Here is a 14571-nt window from a genome sequence, read left to right on the forward strand (position 1 = left end):
ATGTCCTGGGGTCATTGCTGCGTGGCGCTCTGGGCGGAATGGACGCCGTTGCCCTGAGATATGATGGCATCTTGGTTTTCATGTGGTTAAGCCCACATATCCGGCCAGGCGAAGCGAAGGACGAGTTGCAGTGATGACGGCCCAGGGGCATGCACACCAGGCGAACGAGCGTCAGGAGACGCCGGGCCAGGGGGATTCGCGCCTTGCCGACCGGAACGAACTGGCACGATGTTTGGCGGAGGCGGCCCGCCTCAGCGGCGCCGTTCTCTTGGCGATGCGAGCCGCGCGCGACGTGACGATCAAGCCGGACGGCTCGCCGGTCTGCTCGGCCGACATGGCGGCCGATCATGCGGCCAAGCAGGCATTGGCGCGGCTTCTGCCGGGTATCCCGGTGGTCAGCGAGGAGAGCGCCTCGGCCGTCGCGCCCGCGCCCGTCTTCATCCTGCTCGACCCGCTCGACGGTACGCGAGAGTTCCTGGCCGGCGGCGACAGCTATTGCGTCGCTATCGCTGTGATCTGCGGCGAGAGGCCGATTGCGGGCGCGATCGCCGCGCCGGCCAGCGGCCGGCTCTGGTTTGCGGGGGAGGACGCCTTCGCGCAGGGCCTGACGCCTGACGGCGCCACGATCGGCGAGGCGCGCCGGATCGCCGTGCGCGCTTTGCCGGCCGAGGGGCCGGCGACGCTGGTCAGCCGCTTCCATGGCGACCGGCTGAGCGACGCCGTCGCGGCCGCATTGGGCTCCACCACCACGGTGCCGATGTCCTCGGCCGTCAAATTCGGCCTGCTCGCTTCGGGCGAGGCCGATCTGCATGTGCGCGGCGGCCCGACCATGGAATGGGACATTGCGGCCGGCGACGTGATCCTGCGTGCCGCCGGGGGGATCATCCTGATGCTGGACGGCACGACCCCCAGCTATGGCCGGATTGATCGCGACTATCGCAACCCGCCCTTCATCGCCGCGTCGAGCGAGGCCCTGGCCCGGCGCGCGGTGGCTGCCGCCGCCGCGGGCTGAGCCAACCGGCGCAGCCCGTCCGCCTCAGCGGGCGATGCTCCGCGAGACATCGTCCCATTTCGTTTCAGCCGTTTTGAGGAGATTCGCGTCCTCGACGAAGCTGCGGCGGTTCTCCGGCGTGCGGAACAGGAACAGCCGCGAGCCGATCACGGCGAATTGGCGCGGATCGGTATCGACGGCGCGACCTTCGGCGACAGCCGACGCGTCGAAGCCGTCAAAGGCGGGTTCGTAGATGTCGGGCGCATCGCGGAACGCCTCGCGGTTGGCGGCGGAGACGAAGCGCCAGACGGCACCTTGATGGACGATCTCGTAGTCCGGGTGCCCGGACATCGCGTGCTTCTCGATTCGATAGGCAACGGGATCATAACCCCGCAAGGCGAGGCCCGAATGCGGGTCGCGCTGCATGCCCTCGTCAAGCGAGGGCAGCTCGGGCAGGCCCGCGGGCAAGCCGGGCGTGGTGGCGAAGGCGGGTGTTGTGAAAGCCGCCACGGCGAGCGCGCCGATGACCACCATTCGATTGGCAACGGAAATCCGTCGCTGCCATGTTCCAGCCTTCATCGCGGCAAATCCTGAGCGTGTGCTGCCGGCGGACCCTGAGTCCGCCCTGCAATCTTCACGGGTTGGATACACTTTCGAGGGTATCAAACTGGTTACGGAACTGGTTCGCATTTGCGCAGCATCGTGCCTGGAGTTCGGATTCCGCCGGATCGCCCGGGTCGGCGTCCCCCTCTCACCGTTCTGGCGAGACCTTGCCAGGCTGTCGGCAGCCTTGGGGTCGAGACGCCGGAGCGGATCGACGGCGCGAGCTGGCGCCCCACCCGGAGACCGATTTCATGACTCATACCCGCCGCAGCCTGATCAAGGGTGGCCTGGCGCTCGCCGGTGCCGGCATGGCCCAACTGCCCGGTGCCGCTTCGGCCCAGCAATCTTACGGGCAGAGCCGGTCCTTCTCGCAGAACGAGCTTGTCGGCTCGGGCCACCAGTTCTTCGGCAATGTCTCGCGCGGGCTTGCTCTCGCGGTCGAGGAGGCGGTCCGCCGCTGGGGCGAGCCGAACGGCTACGTCCTGGGTCAGGAGGCGTCCGGCGCCTTCGTCGGAGGGCTTCGCTATGGCGAGGGCACATTGTTCACCCGCAATGCCGGTGACCGCAAGGTGTTCTGGCAGGGGCCGTCTGTCGGCTTCGACTTCGGCGGCGAAGGTGCCCGCACGATGATGCTGGTCTATGGCCTTCCGGCGGTCGAGGCGCTCTATCAGCGCTTCGTCGGCGTCGATGGCTCGGCCTATTTCATCGGCGGCTTCGGCTTCACCGCGCTGGCGGCCGAGGGCGTGACCGTCGTCCCGATACGCACCGGTGTCGGCTGGCGGCTTGGCGTCAATCTCGGCTATCTGAAGTTCACGCCGCAGGCGACCTGGAACCCCTTCTGACGCGTCCTGGTCGAAGCCAGGCCTGAAGGTGTGCGCAACGCGGATGCCGTGCCGTAACGGCAGCAATGGTGGTCTTGGCAGGCTGCCGCGCGAAAGCCGATTTCCGCTTTCCGGCGCGATGCCCTAATCTGCCGTCCCCCCGGATGTGGAGCCGTACATCTTGATCGAAGCTGTCATGCTCGTAGCGCTCGGCTTCCTGTCGGCCAGCCTGCTCGCGCTGGCGGCTGTGCCGGCGCTGGCCCGCCGGGCCGACAGGCTGGCGCGCAAGCGCGCGGAGGCTGCCTTTCCGCTGTCGCTGGCCGAGATCGCCGCCGACCGCGACCATCTGCGCGCCGAACTCGCGCTGCGCGCCCGTACCCTCGAACAGGAGGCCGAGCGCGGCTTCGCGGCCAAGGCGGCTGCGTTGCAGGATCTCGGCCGACGCGACATGAAGATCGGCGAGCTCGATGTCGCGCTGCATGATCGCGACGGACGGATCGCGGTGCTGGAAAGCGACCTCGAAACCACGCGTGGCGAACTGGCCGAGACCCGCGCGGCGCTTGCACGGGAAACCGCGACGCTTGCCGAGACGACCGCGATCCTCGACAGGCGCGTCGCCGATCTCGCCAGCGTCGAGCACGTGCTCGCAGAGACGCGCGCTTCGTTGACGGGCACCAGCGCCGATCTCTTGGCCCGCGACGGCGAACTGGCGCGGGAGCGCGAGACGCTCGGCCGCAGCCAGTCCCTCCTGGTAGAGAGCGAGTGCGAGCTTGCCCGGCTTCGGCAGGACCACGACCAGTTGCGGGTGGCGCAGGTCGAGGACCGCACGAAGATCATGGTGCTCGAAGGCAATGCAGGCGGCCTCTCCGACAGGCTGGCGGCGCAGCAGCAGGCCTTCGCGGAGAGCCAGGCAGCACTGAAGGCGATGACCGTCGATCGTGACAGCGAGCGGCTGCGGGCAAACGCGCTGGCGGCGCGGGCGGAGCAGGCGGAGGCCGGGCTCGCGGCGGCCGATGCGCGCGCCGTCGCAGCCGGGACCGCGGCGCTGCGGATCGAGGCGCTGCTGGCGCAGGAGACGCAGGCGCATGGCGGAGAAACCGAGGCGAGGCAAGCGATGGAGCAGGAGCTGACACAGGCCAAGGCGGCGCTCGACGCGGAGCGGCAGCGCGTCTCGCTGGAGGTCAACGGTCTGCGCGAGGATCTGCGGGCCCGCGAGGCACAGCTCGAAACAGTGCATGCCGAGGTCCAGACGTTGCACGGGGCTCTCGAACAGTCCCGCGCCGAGCGGGCCAAACTGAAGCGGGAAGCCGCCCAGGCACGCAAGGCGGGAGCTGTTGCGGCGGTGCCAGACCCGGCCGCCCATGCGGCGCTGCGCAAGGAGATCATGGTCGTCGCCGAGCGTCTGATGACCTTGCCGCCCGCACAGGAGGCGGCCGAATAGCGGTCGCTTCGTTCGAAAACGGCTTTCCCCCGATCGCGATCATGCTCTAGGAAGGCGCGCATTCGTCCGCGTGCCTTCGCCCGCCCAGATTTCCGCCTGCCCAGAGTCCGCTCCGATTCCTGATCGAGATGGTTCCAGCCCCGTGACAGAACCCCGCTTCGACCTCCTCTGCATCGGCGAGCCGCTGGGCGAGTTCAACGCGACCCGGGCCGAGACCGGCGCCTTCCAGTTCGGGCATGGCGGTGACACCTCGAACTGCGCCATCGCGGCCTCGCGGCAGGGGGCGAAGGCCGCCTATCTCGGCGCGCTCGGCGACGACATGGCGGGCCGTTCGATCCGCGATCTCTGGCGCCGCGAAGGGGTCGACGATGTCCATGTTTCGACGCATGCGAGCGCGCCGACGGGGCTGTATTTCGTCGATCACGGACCGAGCGGTCATGTCTTCTCCTATCTGCGCGCCGGTTCGGCGGCGAGCCTGGTCGGGCCACGCGACGTTTCGCGCGAGCTGATCGCCTCGGCGCGGATCGTGCAGGCCTCGGGCATCAGCCAGGCGATCTCGGCATCGGCCTGCGATGCCGTGTTCGAGGCCTTCGCGATGGCGCGCGATGCCGGCGTGCTCACGGCCTACGACACCAATCTGCGGCTCAAGCTCTGGCCGTTGACCCGCGCGAAGGCGATCATCAATGCCGCCTGCGGGATGGCCGACATCGTGCTGCCGGGCTTCGACGACGCGACCCAGCTCACGGGCCTGAGCGATCCCGACGCGATCGCAGATTTCTATCTCGGCCTCGGGGCGAAGATCGTGGCGCTGACACTCGGACATGAAGGCTCGCTGGTGGCGACGCCGGAGCGCCGCGAGCGGCTGGTGCCGATCAAGGTCGAGGCGATCGACGCCACCGGCGCCGGCGATTGCTATGACGGGGCCTTCCTGTCCGAGTATATCCGCACCGGCGATGCCTTCACGGCCGGCGCCTATGCCAATGTCGCGGCTGCGCTCTCCACCCAGGGTTTCGGCGCGGTCGCCCCGCTGCCGCGCCGCGCCGATGTCGAGGCCCGCATGGTGCTCGAGAAGACCATGGCGTTCGAGAAGACCTCGGCCCTCGCGGCGAAGAAAGCAGATTGATGGCGGTTCCGGTTCTCGACAAGGCGGGCACGCTGCTCGCCCGCTACGACGTGCTGATCAGCGATGTCTGGGGTGTGGTGCATGACGGCGTCTGGGCGATGCCGCCGGCCTGCGACGCGCTGACGACCTTCCGCGAGCAGGGCGGTGCGGTGGTGTTGCTCTCCAACGCGCCGAGCCCCTCTGAGCAGGTTGCTGAGCTGCTCGACAAGAAGCGCGTCCCGCGCGGCGCATGGGACCGGCTCGTCACCTCGGGCGACGTGACCCGTGCATTGATCGCCGAGAGCCATCACCGCAAGGTCTTCCATATCGGCTGGCAAAGTGATCGCGCGGTCTTCGATGGCGCCGATATCGAGTTGGTCGGCGAAGACGAGGCCGACCTCGTCGTCGCGACCGAGCTCAACGACTACCGTACCGAGACGCCCGAACAGTATCGCCCGCTGCTGGAGCGTTTCGCGGCGCGCGGCGTGCCCTTCATTTGCGGCAATCCCGATCTCGTCGTGCATGTCGGGCATGATTTGCTGCCCTGTGCGGGGGCGCTCGCTCTGATCTACGAAGATCTCGGCGGCAGCGTCGCCTGGGCTGGCAAGCCCTATCGCCCGTCCTATGATCTGGCGCTGGAGGCGGCGCGCAGCGCGCGTGGCGGCCATCCGGTCGATCCGGCGAAGGTGCTGGTGATCGGCGATGCGGTGCGCACCGATCTCGCCGGCGCCCGGTTGATGGGCTTCGACAGCCTGTTCATCGCGGGCGGCATCCACCGCGACGAGACGATCCGCGACGGGGTGGTCGATCCGGCCGGGCTGGAGGCCGTGCTGGCAGGTGTTACGGTCAAGCCGGTCGCGGCGATGGGGGCGTTGGCTTAGGCGGGCGGATCTGCCGCTCGAGCGATGTCAGAAGATCGAAGGCGGCGATCTGCGCTTCGGCAAAGCTTCCGGATCCTTCGCGCGTAAACGCGGCTACGGCCATCGCTGGATGACTTATGACGGCGTTCCAGCCCGCAGGCTTCTGAAATATCGTTATGCGGAATTGCCGGATCTCGATCTGCCAGTTGCCCGCTCGGTTCCGCCGCCAGCCTTTGAGCTTAGGGAACTGAGAGCGTCGTCGGGCCGTCCGGCTGTCCAATGTAAGCACTCCGGCAATTGTGACGAGCGCGAGCCAATCAAGAGTTTCCCTCGCCCTGCAGCGCGACTTCAACGCCGCAGAGCAGAGTCCGTCATCGTCCCTCGTAGCCGCTTCCCGACATCCTCGAACAGCCCGCGGAACGGCCTGAACATGAAGCGCACGGTCGAGCGACCGGACGGGACGGCGACGGCCCTGAACAGCACGTTGGCGCGCAGCATCTCCGCGGGCACGCCGTCGATCTCGACCTGCCACCAATGGTGCCAGACGTCGTTCAGCACGACATAGCCGCCTTGGGGCGCATCGACCTTCAGCGTGACCTCGGTGGTTCCGTAGTCGGCGATGCGAATGGAGCCCGGCGGAGGCGAGTCCGTCTGGCTGCGGAACGGCAGGGCCGGATTCGGTGGCAGGGGTGGCACGTCGCGATCGAGCAGCACGCTCCGGCGCGGATCGAATCCTTCAGGCCATCGGCCCGTCTGCAGGATCGCGTCGAAATCGGCCCTCTCGGCCTTCGTCACGAGCAGCACACGCGGAAGGGCGCGGGGATTTTCGTAGACATAGGCGTCGGGCGTGCGCGCGATCTGGAGGAGATCGCCGGGCTTCAGCGCCTTGTCGATCTGCTCGGCGGGCACGCCGGTCGCGATGAAGCGCAGGCCGAGCATGTCGGCGAGCAACGAGCGATAGCCGGGCATCAGGGCCGAGAAGGTTCGCTGGTCGGGCAGGGCGACATGGTCGCCGGCGCCGGTCGCCTTGCTGTAGAGCCCGAGCCTGAGCGGGTTGTAGCCAAGCGTGTTGTCGAGCCGGTGCACGAGGCTGGCATTGGGCCAGTGGAAGCCGATGCCGGCGAGTTCGATGCGGTCGCGCCGGTCGGGACCGGCGGTGCGGGCGGTTTCGCGCTTGAGCAGGGCGATGGTCTCGTTGGCGCTGTCGGCGCGCAGGACATCGTAGTCCTGCGAGGGCAGGGCGGTGGACTCGCTCGGGCCGTTATTGACCGAAAGATCGACCACCAGCGTCGCGGCCAGCACGATGGCGGCCGCCAGCCCGGCCCCGCGCAGCGCCAGCCCGCGCGCCGCGACCACTGCACCGACGGCCAGCACGGCGCAGAGAAGGGCTGTGACGAGCGGCACGGTCGCGACAGGGAGGCGCCCGACCGTCCAGGCGAGCCAGACGGCGAAAGCGAGCGCGCCTGCGAAAAGCGCGATCTCGACGATCCGCTGCCAGGGCCGCGCGCGCGGCGCGGTGCCGGTCATGACGAGATGGGTGACATAGCCGCCGAGCAGGGCGATGAGCGCCCCCAGGATGAAGAGGGCATCGGCCGGACGGCGGTAGAAGGAGACGCCCGGAAGCTCGAACAAGAGCTGGAAGCCCGGGGTGAAGCGCCCGAGCGCATAGACCAGCACGATCAGGGCCGCGAGGCTCAGAGCCACGATCTCGCGCCGGAGCAGTGCGCCGCGGACAAGGCCGACGGTCAGCACCAGCCCCATCGGGATCAGCCCGAGATAGAGCTGGCTCATGTTGCGGGCGAGGTAGAGGTCCTGCGGGCCGAAGCGCGCCTCGAAGGCGGGACTGGGGGCGCCCCAGAAGTTATCGAGCGGGCCGGCCGCGCCATAGAGATTGGCGAAAAGCCCGGTCAGCAATGCTACCGGGTGAAGCGAGCCCTTGCCAGCGTCGATGAGGTCGATGGCCGGGCGGTTGGATTCCTGCGCGAGGAAGGCGGTGAGCAGGATCGGGACCGTCGCGACCAGCACGGCGCCGAGCCCGCCCGCCAGCAGAGGCAGGAGGCTGGTGCGCAACGCCTGCCATGGGCTTCGGGCCATCGCGATCGCGGCGATGACGAGCCCGGCCAGGACATAGACGCCGATCAGCGCGACCTGGTCGCGGCCGAGGACCATGAAGCCGGCGACGATGCCCGCCGTGAAGCCATAGGCCAGCGAGCCGCGTTCCAGCGCCCGCGCCACCAAAGCGAGGGTGATGGCGAAGTAGCCGAGGCTCAGCACCTGCCCGACATGCTGGATGCGCCAGGCGGCGGCGGCCCCAAACGCGAAGGCCAGCGCCGCGACGACGGCTCCGGCGGGATGCCAGTCGCGGTCCCGGAAGATCACGACGAAGGCGAGCGCGCCGGCCAGCAGCGTGCCCAGCACGGCGCCGTCGCCGAGCCGGAAGCCGGGCACGGGTTCGATCGCGGCGATCAGGGCGAAGGGCGGCGAGAAGATCAGGGATTGCGGGTCAGCGATCTGAGGCGAGCCGGCAAAGACATAGGGCGTCCAGAAGGGCGAGCGCCCGCTGTGCCAGGCTTCGGCCAGGAACTGGAGCTGAGGCTGGAAATGCGCCTTGGCGTCCCAGGGAATGGTGACGATGCCCGACAGCCAGGGCCAGGACAGGGCGATCCAGGCCAGGATCACGATGCCGATCACGCCGGCCAGCGGCCAGCGCGACGGCGATTGTCCGGATTCGGGGTCGAGCAATTGCGACATCAGGCTGCGGTGCCCGAAGTCATCATGGCGATCAACCCCTTGCCGCTGGCGACGGGGCCTGCCCCATCGCGGCTCAATCCTTCGGAGCGGCCCGCGCCATCAGCGCGTCCATGTCGATGAAATGGCCGGCCCGGTCCCGCTTGGATGCGAGATAGCGGACATTATGGACATTGGGCCGCCCGAGCACGCGCTGGGTTGCCGCGACCTCGACACCGGCCGCCTTGATCGCGCCAACCTTGAGCGGGTTGTTCGTCAGTGCGGTGACGCGCGTGACACCGAGCTGCTTCAGCATCGTCGCGGCGAAATCGAAGTGGCGCTGGTCGAGATCGAAGCCGAGCACCTCGTCGGCGTCATAGGTGTCCCAGCCCTGGCTTTGCAGCTTGTAGGCGCGCATCTTGTTGGAGATGCCGTTGCCGCGACCTTCCTGATCGAGATAAAGCAGGATGCCGCCGTCGTTCTCGGCCATCCACTGCACCGTCTCGCGAAGCTGGTCGCCGCAATCACATTTCAGTGAGCCGAACAGGTCGCCCGTCAGACAGGCGGAATGCAGGCGCACGGGAACGGCAGTCGTGAGATCCGGGCTGCCGACGATGATCGCGACCTGATCGCGCAAGCCTTCGCCGCCACGGAACACGACGAACTCCGTCTCGGGCGCGCCTTCCAGCGGCACCGGAGCGCGGCCGACGATCGTCAGCGTCGCGGCCTGGGCGGCGCGATAGCTGTTCACGGCGTCGATAGCGACCTCGACCAGAGGTTCGCCGGCGATCGCTTCGCGCGAAACCGGGACGATGATGGCCGCCGGCAGCACGAGCGAGAGCCTTGCCAGTTCGAGCGCGGCGTCATCCACCCCGGAGGCCGGCGCGACGGGAGCGTCGACCTTGCCGTCGGTCTTGAGGGCCAGCATCTCGATGCGGGCCAGATCCAGCGTCGGCATCGCGAGAATGCCGGTTTCGGCCCGGTTTTTGGCGCCGAGACGGCGCAGCCGGGCCGCACTCAGCGCGACATGGGCCTTGCCGCCGGCCAGGCTGTCGAGCCGGGCGACCAGATCGCCATCCGCCAATTCCGCCGAGAGCACGAGCACCTGACGCTCTCCGGCCCGCAACAGAACCGGGCGGCCGGCGCGAAGTTCGGAAATGGCCCGGTCTACCGCCACGAGGCTCGTCTCGAGCGGGCGTCCGAACAGCGTACGCGACTGAGGCATCGGATTGTCCGTCAGAAAGGGCTTGCGCTCAGGAAGGCCTGGGCCCGGCGGGAGGTTATGCTTGTACGGGCGCAGCGTCGATATAGATCAATGCTGCACAGTTTTCCATCAAACGTGCCTGGAGCGAGGCCAGTTCCATCGCGCAAACAATTCCGAGCGACCGCCTCTCATCGAAGGGTCAGAGCAGGATCGAGCGAAAGCGGGTAGCCACTTTTTCGTGACCTGCTCGGCGGCCATGCAATCCGTTCGCGAGCGGTATAGGGTCCGGACGTTGAACGCGGGATGAATATGGAGACCGGCGCATCACGCCGGCAGGGCGGCTAGCAAGGAGGCAGGGATGACGCGGGAGCATGACGTCGTGACCAACGAGACGGCCGACCCGGTCTACAGCGCCGCCGCCCGCCACATGCACTGGGCGACGGCAGGGGCGGTCCTCGTCATGGTGCCGCTCGGCCTCGCCATGACCTATCGCGGCAACACACTGAATGTCTGGGACGGGCTGACCGACGCGCTCTACAGCTCGCACAAGCTTCTCGGCTTCCTCGTGCTCTGGCTGGTCGCCGGGCGGCTCGCCTACCGCCTGCTCAGGGGAGCGCCGCCGGACGAACCGACTTTGCTCTGGTGGCACAGGGCCGCGTCGCATCTGCTGCACTGGCTGCTCTACGGGCTGCTGATCGTGGTGCCGCTGCTGGGCTGGATCGGTGTCTCGCTCTACCCGTCGCTGACGCTGTTCGGGCTGGTCAATCTGCCGGCGCTGGCGGCGCCGAACGAGGATCTGGCGAATGCCGTGCTGACGGTTCACGGCAAGCTCGCCATCGTGACGGCGCTGCTCGCCTGCGCCCATGCCGGGGCGGCGCTCTACCACCACCTCATCCGCAGGGACGGCGTGCTGCGCCGGATGCTGCCGGGACTGAGATAACGCGTAGGTGGGCGCTCAGACGGGGCGCGCCCAGAGGTCCTGATGGCCGACCAGCGCCGAGGCGGATGGCGTCCGCGCGGCCAGCCAGCCGGCGACGGTCACCGGGTCCACCTGGCCGGTTTCCAGCGCCGCGTCGGCGATGCCTTTCGCCAGCGCCTGTGCCAGTTCGCCGCGCCGCTCGTCGATCCGCCAGGCACTGTCGCCGATCGAGACGGCGAAGCCCGCCTTGCGGAAGGCCTCCGCCATGACGTCGGTGGCATCGGGGCCGGCCGCCGGGCCAAAGCCCTTGTCGCCGTGCTGATGGTGCTTGAAAGCGGCCAGAATCCGGGAATCCGCCGGATGCGGCGGCGCCCAGGTCTCGCGGCCGTCATAGGTCAGCACGGTGTAGAGCGGCAGGCGCTGGCTGGTCAGGGCGGCGACGAAGCGCTCGATCCAGCGCTTTGAGGTAAGGTCGAACAAGGCGGCGGCCGTGACGAGATCGGGCTGCCAGCCGAGGATCCATTCGAGCTCCGTGCTCAGATCGGCCTGGCGGGTGTCCACGGTGATCATGTGGTTGCCCTTGGACAGCACGAGTTCCTCGCCCTGCTCGCGCGCCTCGTCGGCCCAACCCGCCAGCGTGTCGCGGGTGGCGGCGAGCAAGCCGGCATCGAGATCCACCAGTGTCCAGTGCTGGCGCGCCGGCAGGGCGGCATAGGTGCCGCGCAGGTTCGAGCCGGCGCCACAGCCGAGATCGACGATGGTGAGCGAGGGTTTGGCCGCGAAATGCGCGCCGACGGCGGCGAGGACCTGCGGGTTGCGGGCCGCGTGATCGGCGGGCTCGCGCAGAGCCAGCCATTCGGGGGAGAAACCACCCATCAGCCTACCTTTCGCCCGGTCTCGGGCAGACAAACCCTGGCCACGATCGCTGCCGTCTCGCGCCAGCGCGGCAACCCGGCGGCTTCCGCCCAGGCGGCATCGGCCAGGGTCCTGCGTCGGGCCGGCGCATCAATCAGGCTCGCGATCGCCTTGGCAAGCGCGCCGGCATCGCCGGGGGCGACTTTGAGCGCGGCGGCGTCCGGAGCCGTCTCGGCGGCGGCGCCGCCGGTCGTGCAGACGATCGGCAGGCCCCGCGCCAGGGCCTCGGTCAGAACCATGCCATAACCCTCGAACAGCGAGGGCATGACGAAGAGATCGGCTTGGTCATAGGCTTTCGCCAGGCTTGTGTCGTTCACGGCTCCTGCAAGCAAGATGCGGTCCTCGAGCCCGGCGGCAGCGATCTGGCCCGTCAGATCACGCATGGCATCGGGCGTGCGGTCGCCGGCGCCGACGATGGTGAGGTGCCATTTCCTGTCGCGCAGGGTGGAAAGCGCCTCGACCAGGACAGGGTAGCCCTTGCGCGGGACAATCGAGCCGACGGCGAGCAGTCGCAAGGGGCCGTCCGCTGGTCCGCCACTGGCACGCGGGGCGGGGTCGACGCCGGGCAGGGCGATGGTGATGCGTGCTTCGTCGACGCCGAAATCGGTGGCCAGCAGCCGCTTCATCGCGGGGCTCGTCGTCACGATCGCGCGGGCATAGCGCAGGGCGGCGGTCTCGCGCGCCAGCAGGCGCTGCGCTGTGTCCGGCGCAAGCCCGGTCTCGAGGCCGAGCGGATGATGGACCAGCGCGACGACGCGTCCGGCCAGCCCCGCCGCGATGCCCTCGGGAAAGGCACCATAGGCAAGCCCGTCGATCAGCAAGGTGTCGTCCCAGGGCCGGGACAGGATCGCTCTGCCCGTCTCCGCCAGATCCGCCTCTGTCGGAAAGGGGAAGGAGCCGGGCAAGGCGAGATGACAGGCCTCGATGCCAATCTCGCGCCATTCCGCCAGCAGCCTGCGGTCATAGGCGTAGCCGCCGGTCGGCAGGTCGATGTCGCCCGGGACGGCGAAGGCGATGGCGCTCACGCGAGCGCGCCCTCGAAGCTGGCGCGAGCGAGGTCGGTCTCGTGCAGGGTCACCCGGATGCGGGCCAATCCGGCACCGTCCTCGCCGAGCGCGCCGGATTTCGCCGCACCCGCCATGGCGTCGAAGATATGTTTGCAGAGGTATTCGGTGGTGGTCAGCACGCCGGCGAATTGCGGCAGCGCGTCGAGATTCTGGTAGTTCAGCGGCTTCAGCGTCCTGTTCAGCACATCAAGCGCGGCGCCGATGTCGACGACGACGCTCTGCTTCGTTAGCGTCGGCCGGAAGAAGGCCACGTCGACGACGAAGGTCGCGCCATGCATGTTCTGCGCGGGGCCGAAGAAGGGATCGGGCAAAGAATGGCCGATCATGATGCGGTCGCGGACTTCGACGGAGAACATGCGCGTTCCTTGGCGTTTAACGGGGGGCTGCGGTCTAGGTGGCGAGCGGCCTGCGGCCGAGCGACTGCGAGAGACGCAGCAAATAGCCGTCCGGATCCTGAACGAGAAATTGATGGACGCCGGTCTCCTGGCTGGCATCGATCCGATACCAGCGCTCCTCCGGACCGAAGAAGATCGGCCATGATGCCTGCCTCAGCGCGTCCAGCAGCATGTCGACATCTTTTACGGTGATCTCGAAATTGATGCCGCGTCCATAGGGCTTCTCTCGCGCGCCGGTCGTCCAGATGCCGAGCCTCTCGGCTGGGCCGGTGTCGTATTCCTCCAGCATGAACTCGACGCCGTCGCGCTCGATGGCCGCGAAACCCTGCTCGGGGCGGTCGTAGAGGATGCGGAAACCGAGCAGATCGCGCCAGAAGGCGAGGCTTGCCGGCAGCGAGGTGATGTTGAGTTCCGGCACGAGAGCGGGGCGCGGCTGCGAGCGGGGAGCGATCATGACGGCTCTCCGTAGCAAATCGCAGCGGTCAGACCAGCGGCGCCCGGCGCCAGGATGGCGGGCAGCCGGGCCGGTGCCTCGGCGAAGGGAAATTCGTCCGTGATCAATGCGTCGAGCCTGTCGTCGGCGAGCAGCGCCATGGCCGCGGTGGCGCGGCGGGCATAATCCCAGCGCGGGCGGCGGGAGGGCGCGATGCCGCCGACCTGCGTGGAGACGAGCTGCAGCCGCCTTGCGTGGAAGGCGCCGCCGAGCGGGGCCGGTACCGTGCCCTCGCCATACCAGCTCAGCTCGACGATGCGCGCCTCGACCCCTGCGGCCCGAATGGCGGTGGCGAGGCCCGGGGCCGAGGCGCTGGCGTGGAAGACGAGATCGGCCTCGGCTGGCGCATCGGCCGGTAGGGCGAAGCCGAAGCCGAGCGCCTGGGCCAGCGCCGCACGGCCGGGCTCGACATCGACCAGCGTCACCTCCGCACCCGGCAGCCTGGCGGCGAGCCAGGCGACGAGCAGCCCGAGCACCCCGCCGCCGACCACGACGATGCGATCAGCCGGGCCGGAACCGGCATCCCAATGAGCGTTGAGTGCGGTTTCCATGTTGGCGGCGAGGATGGCCCGCCGTGCCGGCACGGTCGCGGGGACGCAGGTCAGCCTGTCGGTCGGGGCGATGAAGCGGTCCTGGTGCGGATGCAGGCAGAACACCGTCTCGCCGCGCATGTGTTCCGGCCCCGCATCCACGATGCCGACGGCGCAGTAGCCGTACTTCACCGGGAAGGGGAAAGCGCCTTGCTGGAAGGGGGCCCGCATGCGCTCGTATTCGCCGATCGGAACGCGACCTTCGAAGACGAGGCGCTCGGTGCCGCGGCTGATGCCGCTCCAGAGCGTGCGGACGAGGCAGTCCTGTGCGCCGCGCTCGGGCAGCGTTTCGGCGTTCAGGGCACATTCACGCGGCGCTGCATACCAAAGCGCCGTCGCTGGTGCGCTTGCACTCGACGAAAATGCCGGCTTTAGCTCCTGCGCCGTGTCGTTTCGTGCCATGTCGCGGTCTCCTGTTCGCTCTGCCTCGTCCGCCTTGCCGA

General features: G+C 68.6%; 14 protein-coding genes. 6 read left to right on the forward strand and 8 right to left on the reverse strand.

Going from position 1 to position 14571, the window contains the following annotated elements:
• Positions 1-133: 133 nt before the first annotated feature.
• Positions 134-1012 (forward strand): 3'(2'),5'-bisphosphate nucleotidase CysQ family protein, encoded by an 879-nt coding sequence (locus C8D03_RS16945; RefSeq protein WP_108047921.1) that lies wholly within the window; start codon positions 134-136, stop codon positions 1010-1012.
• Between the two features lie 24 nt (positions 1013-1036).
• Here C8D03_RS16945 and C8D03_RS16950 read toward each other — a convergent pair whose 3' ends face one another.
• The gene (locus C8D03_RS16950) at positions 1037-1681 is read right to left on the reverse strand and encodes a YHS domain-containing (seleno)protein (RefSeq protein ID WP_146170215.1); all 645 of its coding nucleotides are present in this window, start codon (positions 1679-1681) and stop codon (positions 1037-1039) included.
• 221 nt (positions 1682-1902) lie between these two features.
• Here C8D03_RS16950 and C8D03_RS16955 point away from each other — a divergent pair, with 221 nt between their 5' ends.
• The 4 genes from C8D03_RS16955 (at position 1903) to C8D03_RS16970 (ending at position 5839) form a co-directional block, all read left to right on the forward strand.
• Positions 1903-2436, forward strand: coding sequence for a DUF1134 domain-containing protein (locus C8D03_RS16955; RefSeq protein ID WP_248308703.1), 534 nt, complete (start codon positions 1903-1905; stop codon positions 2434-2436).
• A 160-nt stretch (positions 2437-2596) separates the two neighbouring features.
• A complete protein-coding gene (locus C8D03_RS16960; protein ID WP_146170216.1) occupies positions 2597-3856 on the forward strand; it encodes a coiled-coil domain-containing protein in 1260 nt (419 codons plus the stop codon).
• A 142-nt stretch (positions 3857-3998) separates the two neighbouring features.
• Positions 3999-4979, forward strand: coding sequence for a sugar kinase (locus C8D03_RS16965; RefSeq protein ID WP_108047928.1), 981 nt, complete (start codon positions 3999-4001; stop codon positions 4977-4979).
• Positions 4979-5839 (forward strand): TIGR01459 family HAD-type hydrolase, encoded by an 861-nt coding sequence (locus C8D03_RS16970; protein ID WP_108047930.1) that lies wholly within the window; start codon positions 4979-4981, stop codon positions 5837-5839. The genes C8D03_RS16965 and C8D03_RS16970 overlap by 1 nt, the downstream gene beginning before the upstream one ends.
• A 327-nt stretch (positions 5840-6166) precedes the next feature.
• On the opposite strand, the gene C8D03_RS16975 is transcribed toward C8D03_RS16970, so the two are convergent.
• On the reverse strand, positions 6167-8569 hold the full coding sequence (locus C8D03_RS16975; RefSeq protein WP_248308508.1) for a hypothetical protein: 2403 nt from the start codon (positions 8567-8569) through the stop codon (positions 6167-6169).
• 73 nt (positions 8570-8642) lie between these two features.
• On the reverse strand, positions 8643-9770 hold the full coding sequence (ribA, locus tag C8D03_RS16980) for a GTP cyclohydrolase II RibA (RefSeq protein ID WP_108047932.1): 1128 nt from the start codon (positions 9768-9770) through the stop codon (positions 8643-8645).
• A gap of 337 nt (positions 9771-10107) precedes the next feature.
• On the opposite strand from ribA, the gene C8D03_RS16985 reads away from it, so the two are divergent.
• A complete protein-coding gene (locus C8D03_RS16985; RefSeq protein WP_108047934.1) occupies positions 10108-10689 on the forward strand; it encodes a cytochrome b in 582 nt (193 codons plus the stop codon).
• Between the two features lie 15 nt (positions 10690-10704).
• Here C8D03_RS16985 and C8D03_RS16990 read toward each other — a convergent pair whose 3' ends face one another.
• The 5 genes from C8D03_RS16990 to C8D03_RS17010 are packed head-to-tail and all read right to left on the reverse strand — an operon-like array spanning position 10705 to position 14530.
• The gene (locus C8D03_RS16990) at positions 10705-11544 is read right to left on the reverse strand and encodes a class I SAM-dependent methyltransferase (RefSeq protein WP_108047936.1); all 840 of its coding nucleotides are present in this window, start codon (positions 11542-11544) and stop codon (positions 10705-10707) included.
• Positions 11544-12608 carry a glycosyltransferase family 4 protein gene (locus tag C8D03_RS16995; RefSeq protein WP_108047938.1) on the reverse strand — a complete coding sequence of 355 codons (1065 nt, stop codon included), beginning with the start codon at positions 12606-12608 and terminating at the stop codon, positions 11544-11546. Before C8D03_RS16995 ends, C8D03_RS16990 begins: the two co-directional genes overlap by 1 nt.
• Complete coding sequence (locus C8D03_RS17000) at positions 12605-13006, reverse strand: 6-pyruvoyl trahydropterin synthase family protein (protein ID WP_108047940.1); 402 nt, start codon at positions 13004-13006, stop codon at positions 12605-12607. Before C8D03_RS17000 ends, C8D03_RS16995 begins: the two co-directional genes overlap by 4 nt.
• A 34-nt stretch (positions 13007-13040) precedes the next feature.
• On the reverse strand, positions 13041-13499 hold the full coding sequence (locus C8D03_RS17005; protein ID WP_108047942.1) for a bleomycin resistance protein: 459 nt from the start codon (positions 13497-13499) through the stop codon (positions 13041-13043).
• Positions 13496-14530: a zinc-dependent alcohol dehydrogenase gene (locus C8D03_RS17010; RefSeq protein WP_181301052.1), complete on the reverse strand. Its 1035-nt coding sequence runs from the start codon at positions 14528-14530 to the stop codon at positions 13496-13498. The genes C8D03_RS17005 and C8D03_RS17010 overlap by 4 nt, the downstream gene beginning before the upstream one ends.
• Positions 14531-14571 lie beyond the last annotated feature (41 nt).

It is taken from the genome of Bosea sp. 124 (assembly GCF_003046175.1).
Lineage (GTDB): Bacteria > Pseudomonadota > Alphaproteobacteria > Rhizobiales > Beijerinckiaceae > Allobosea.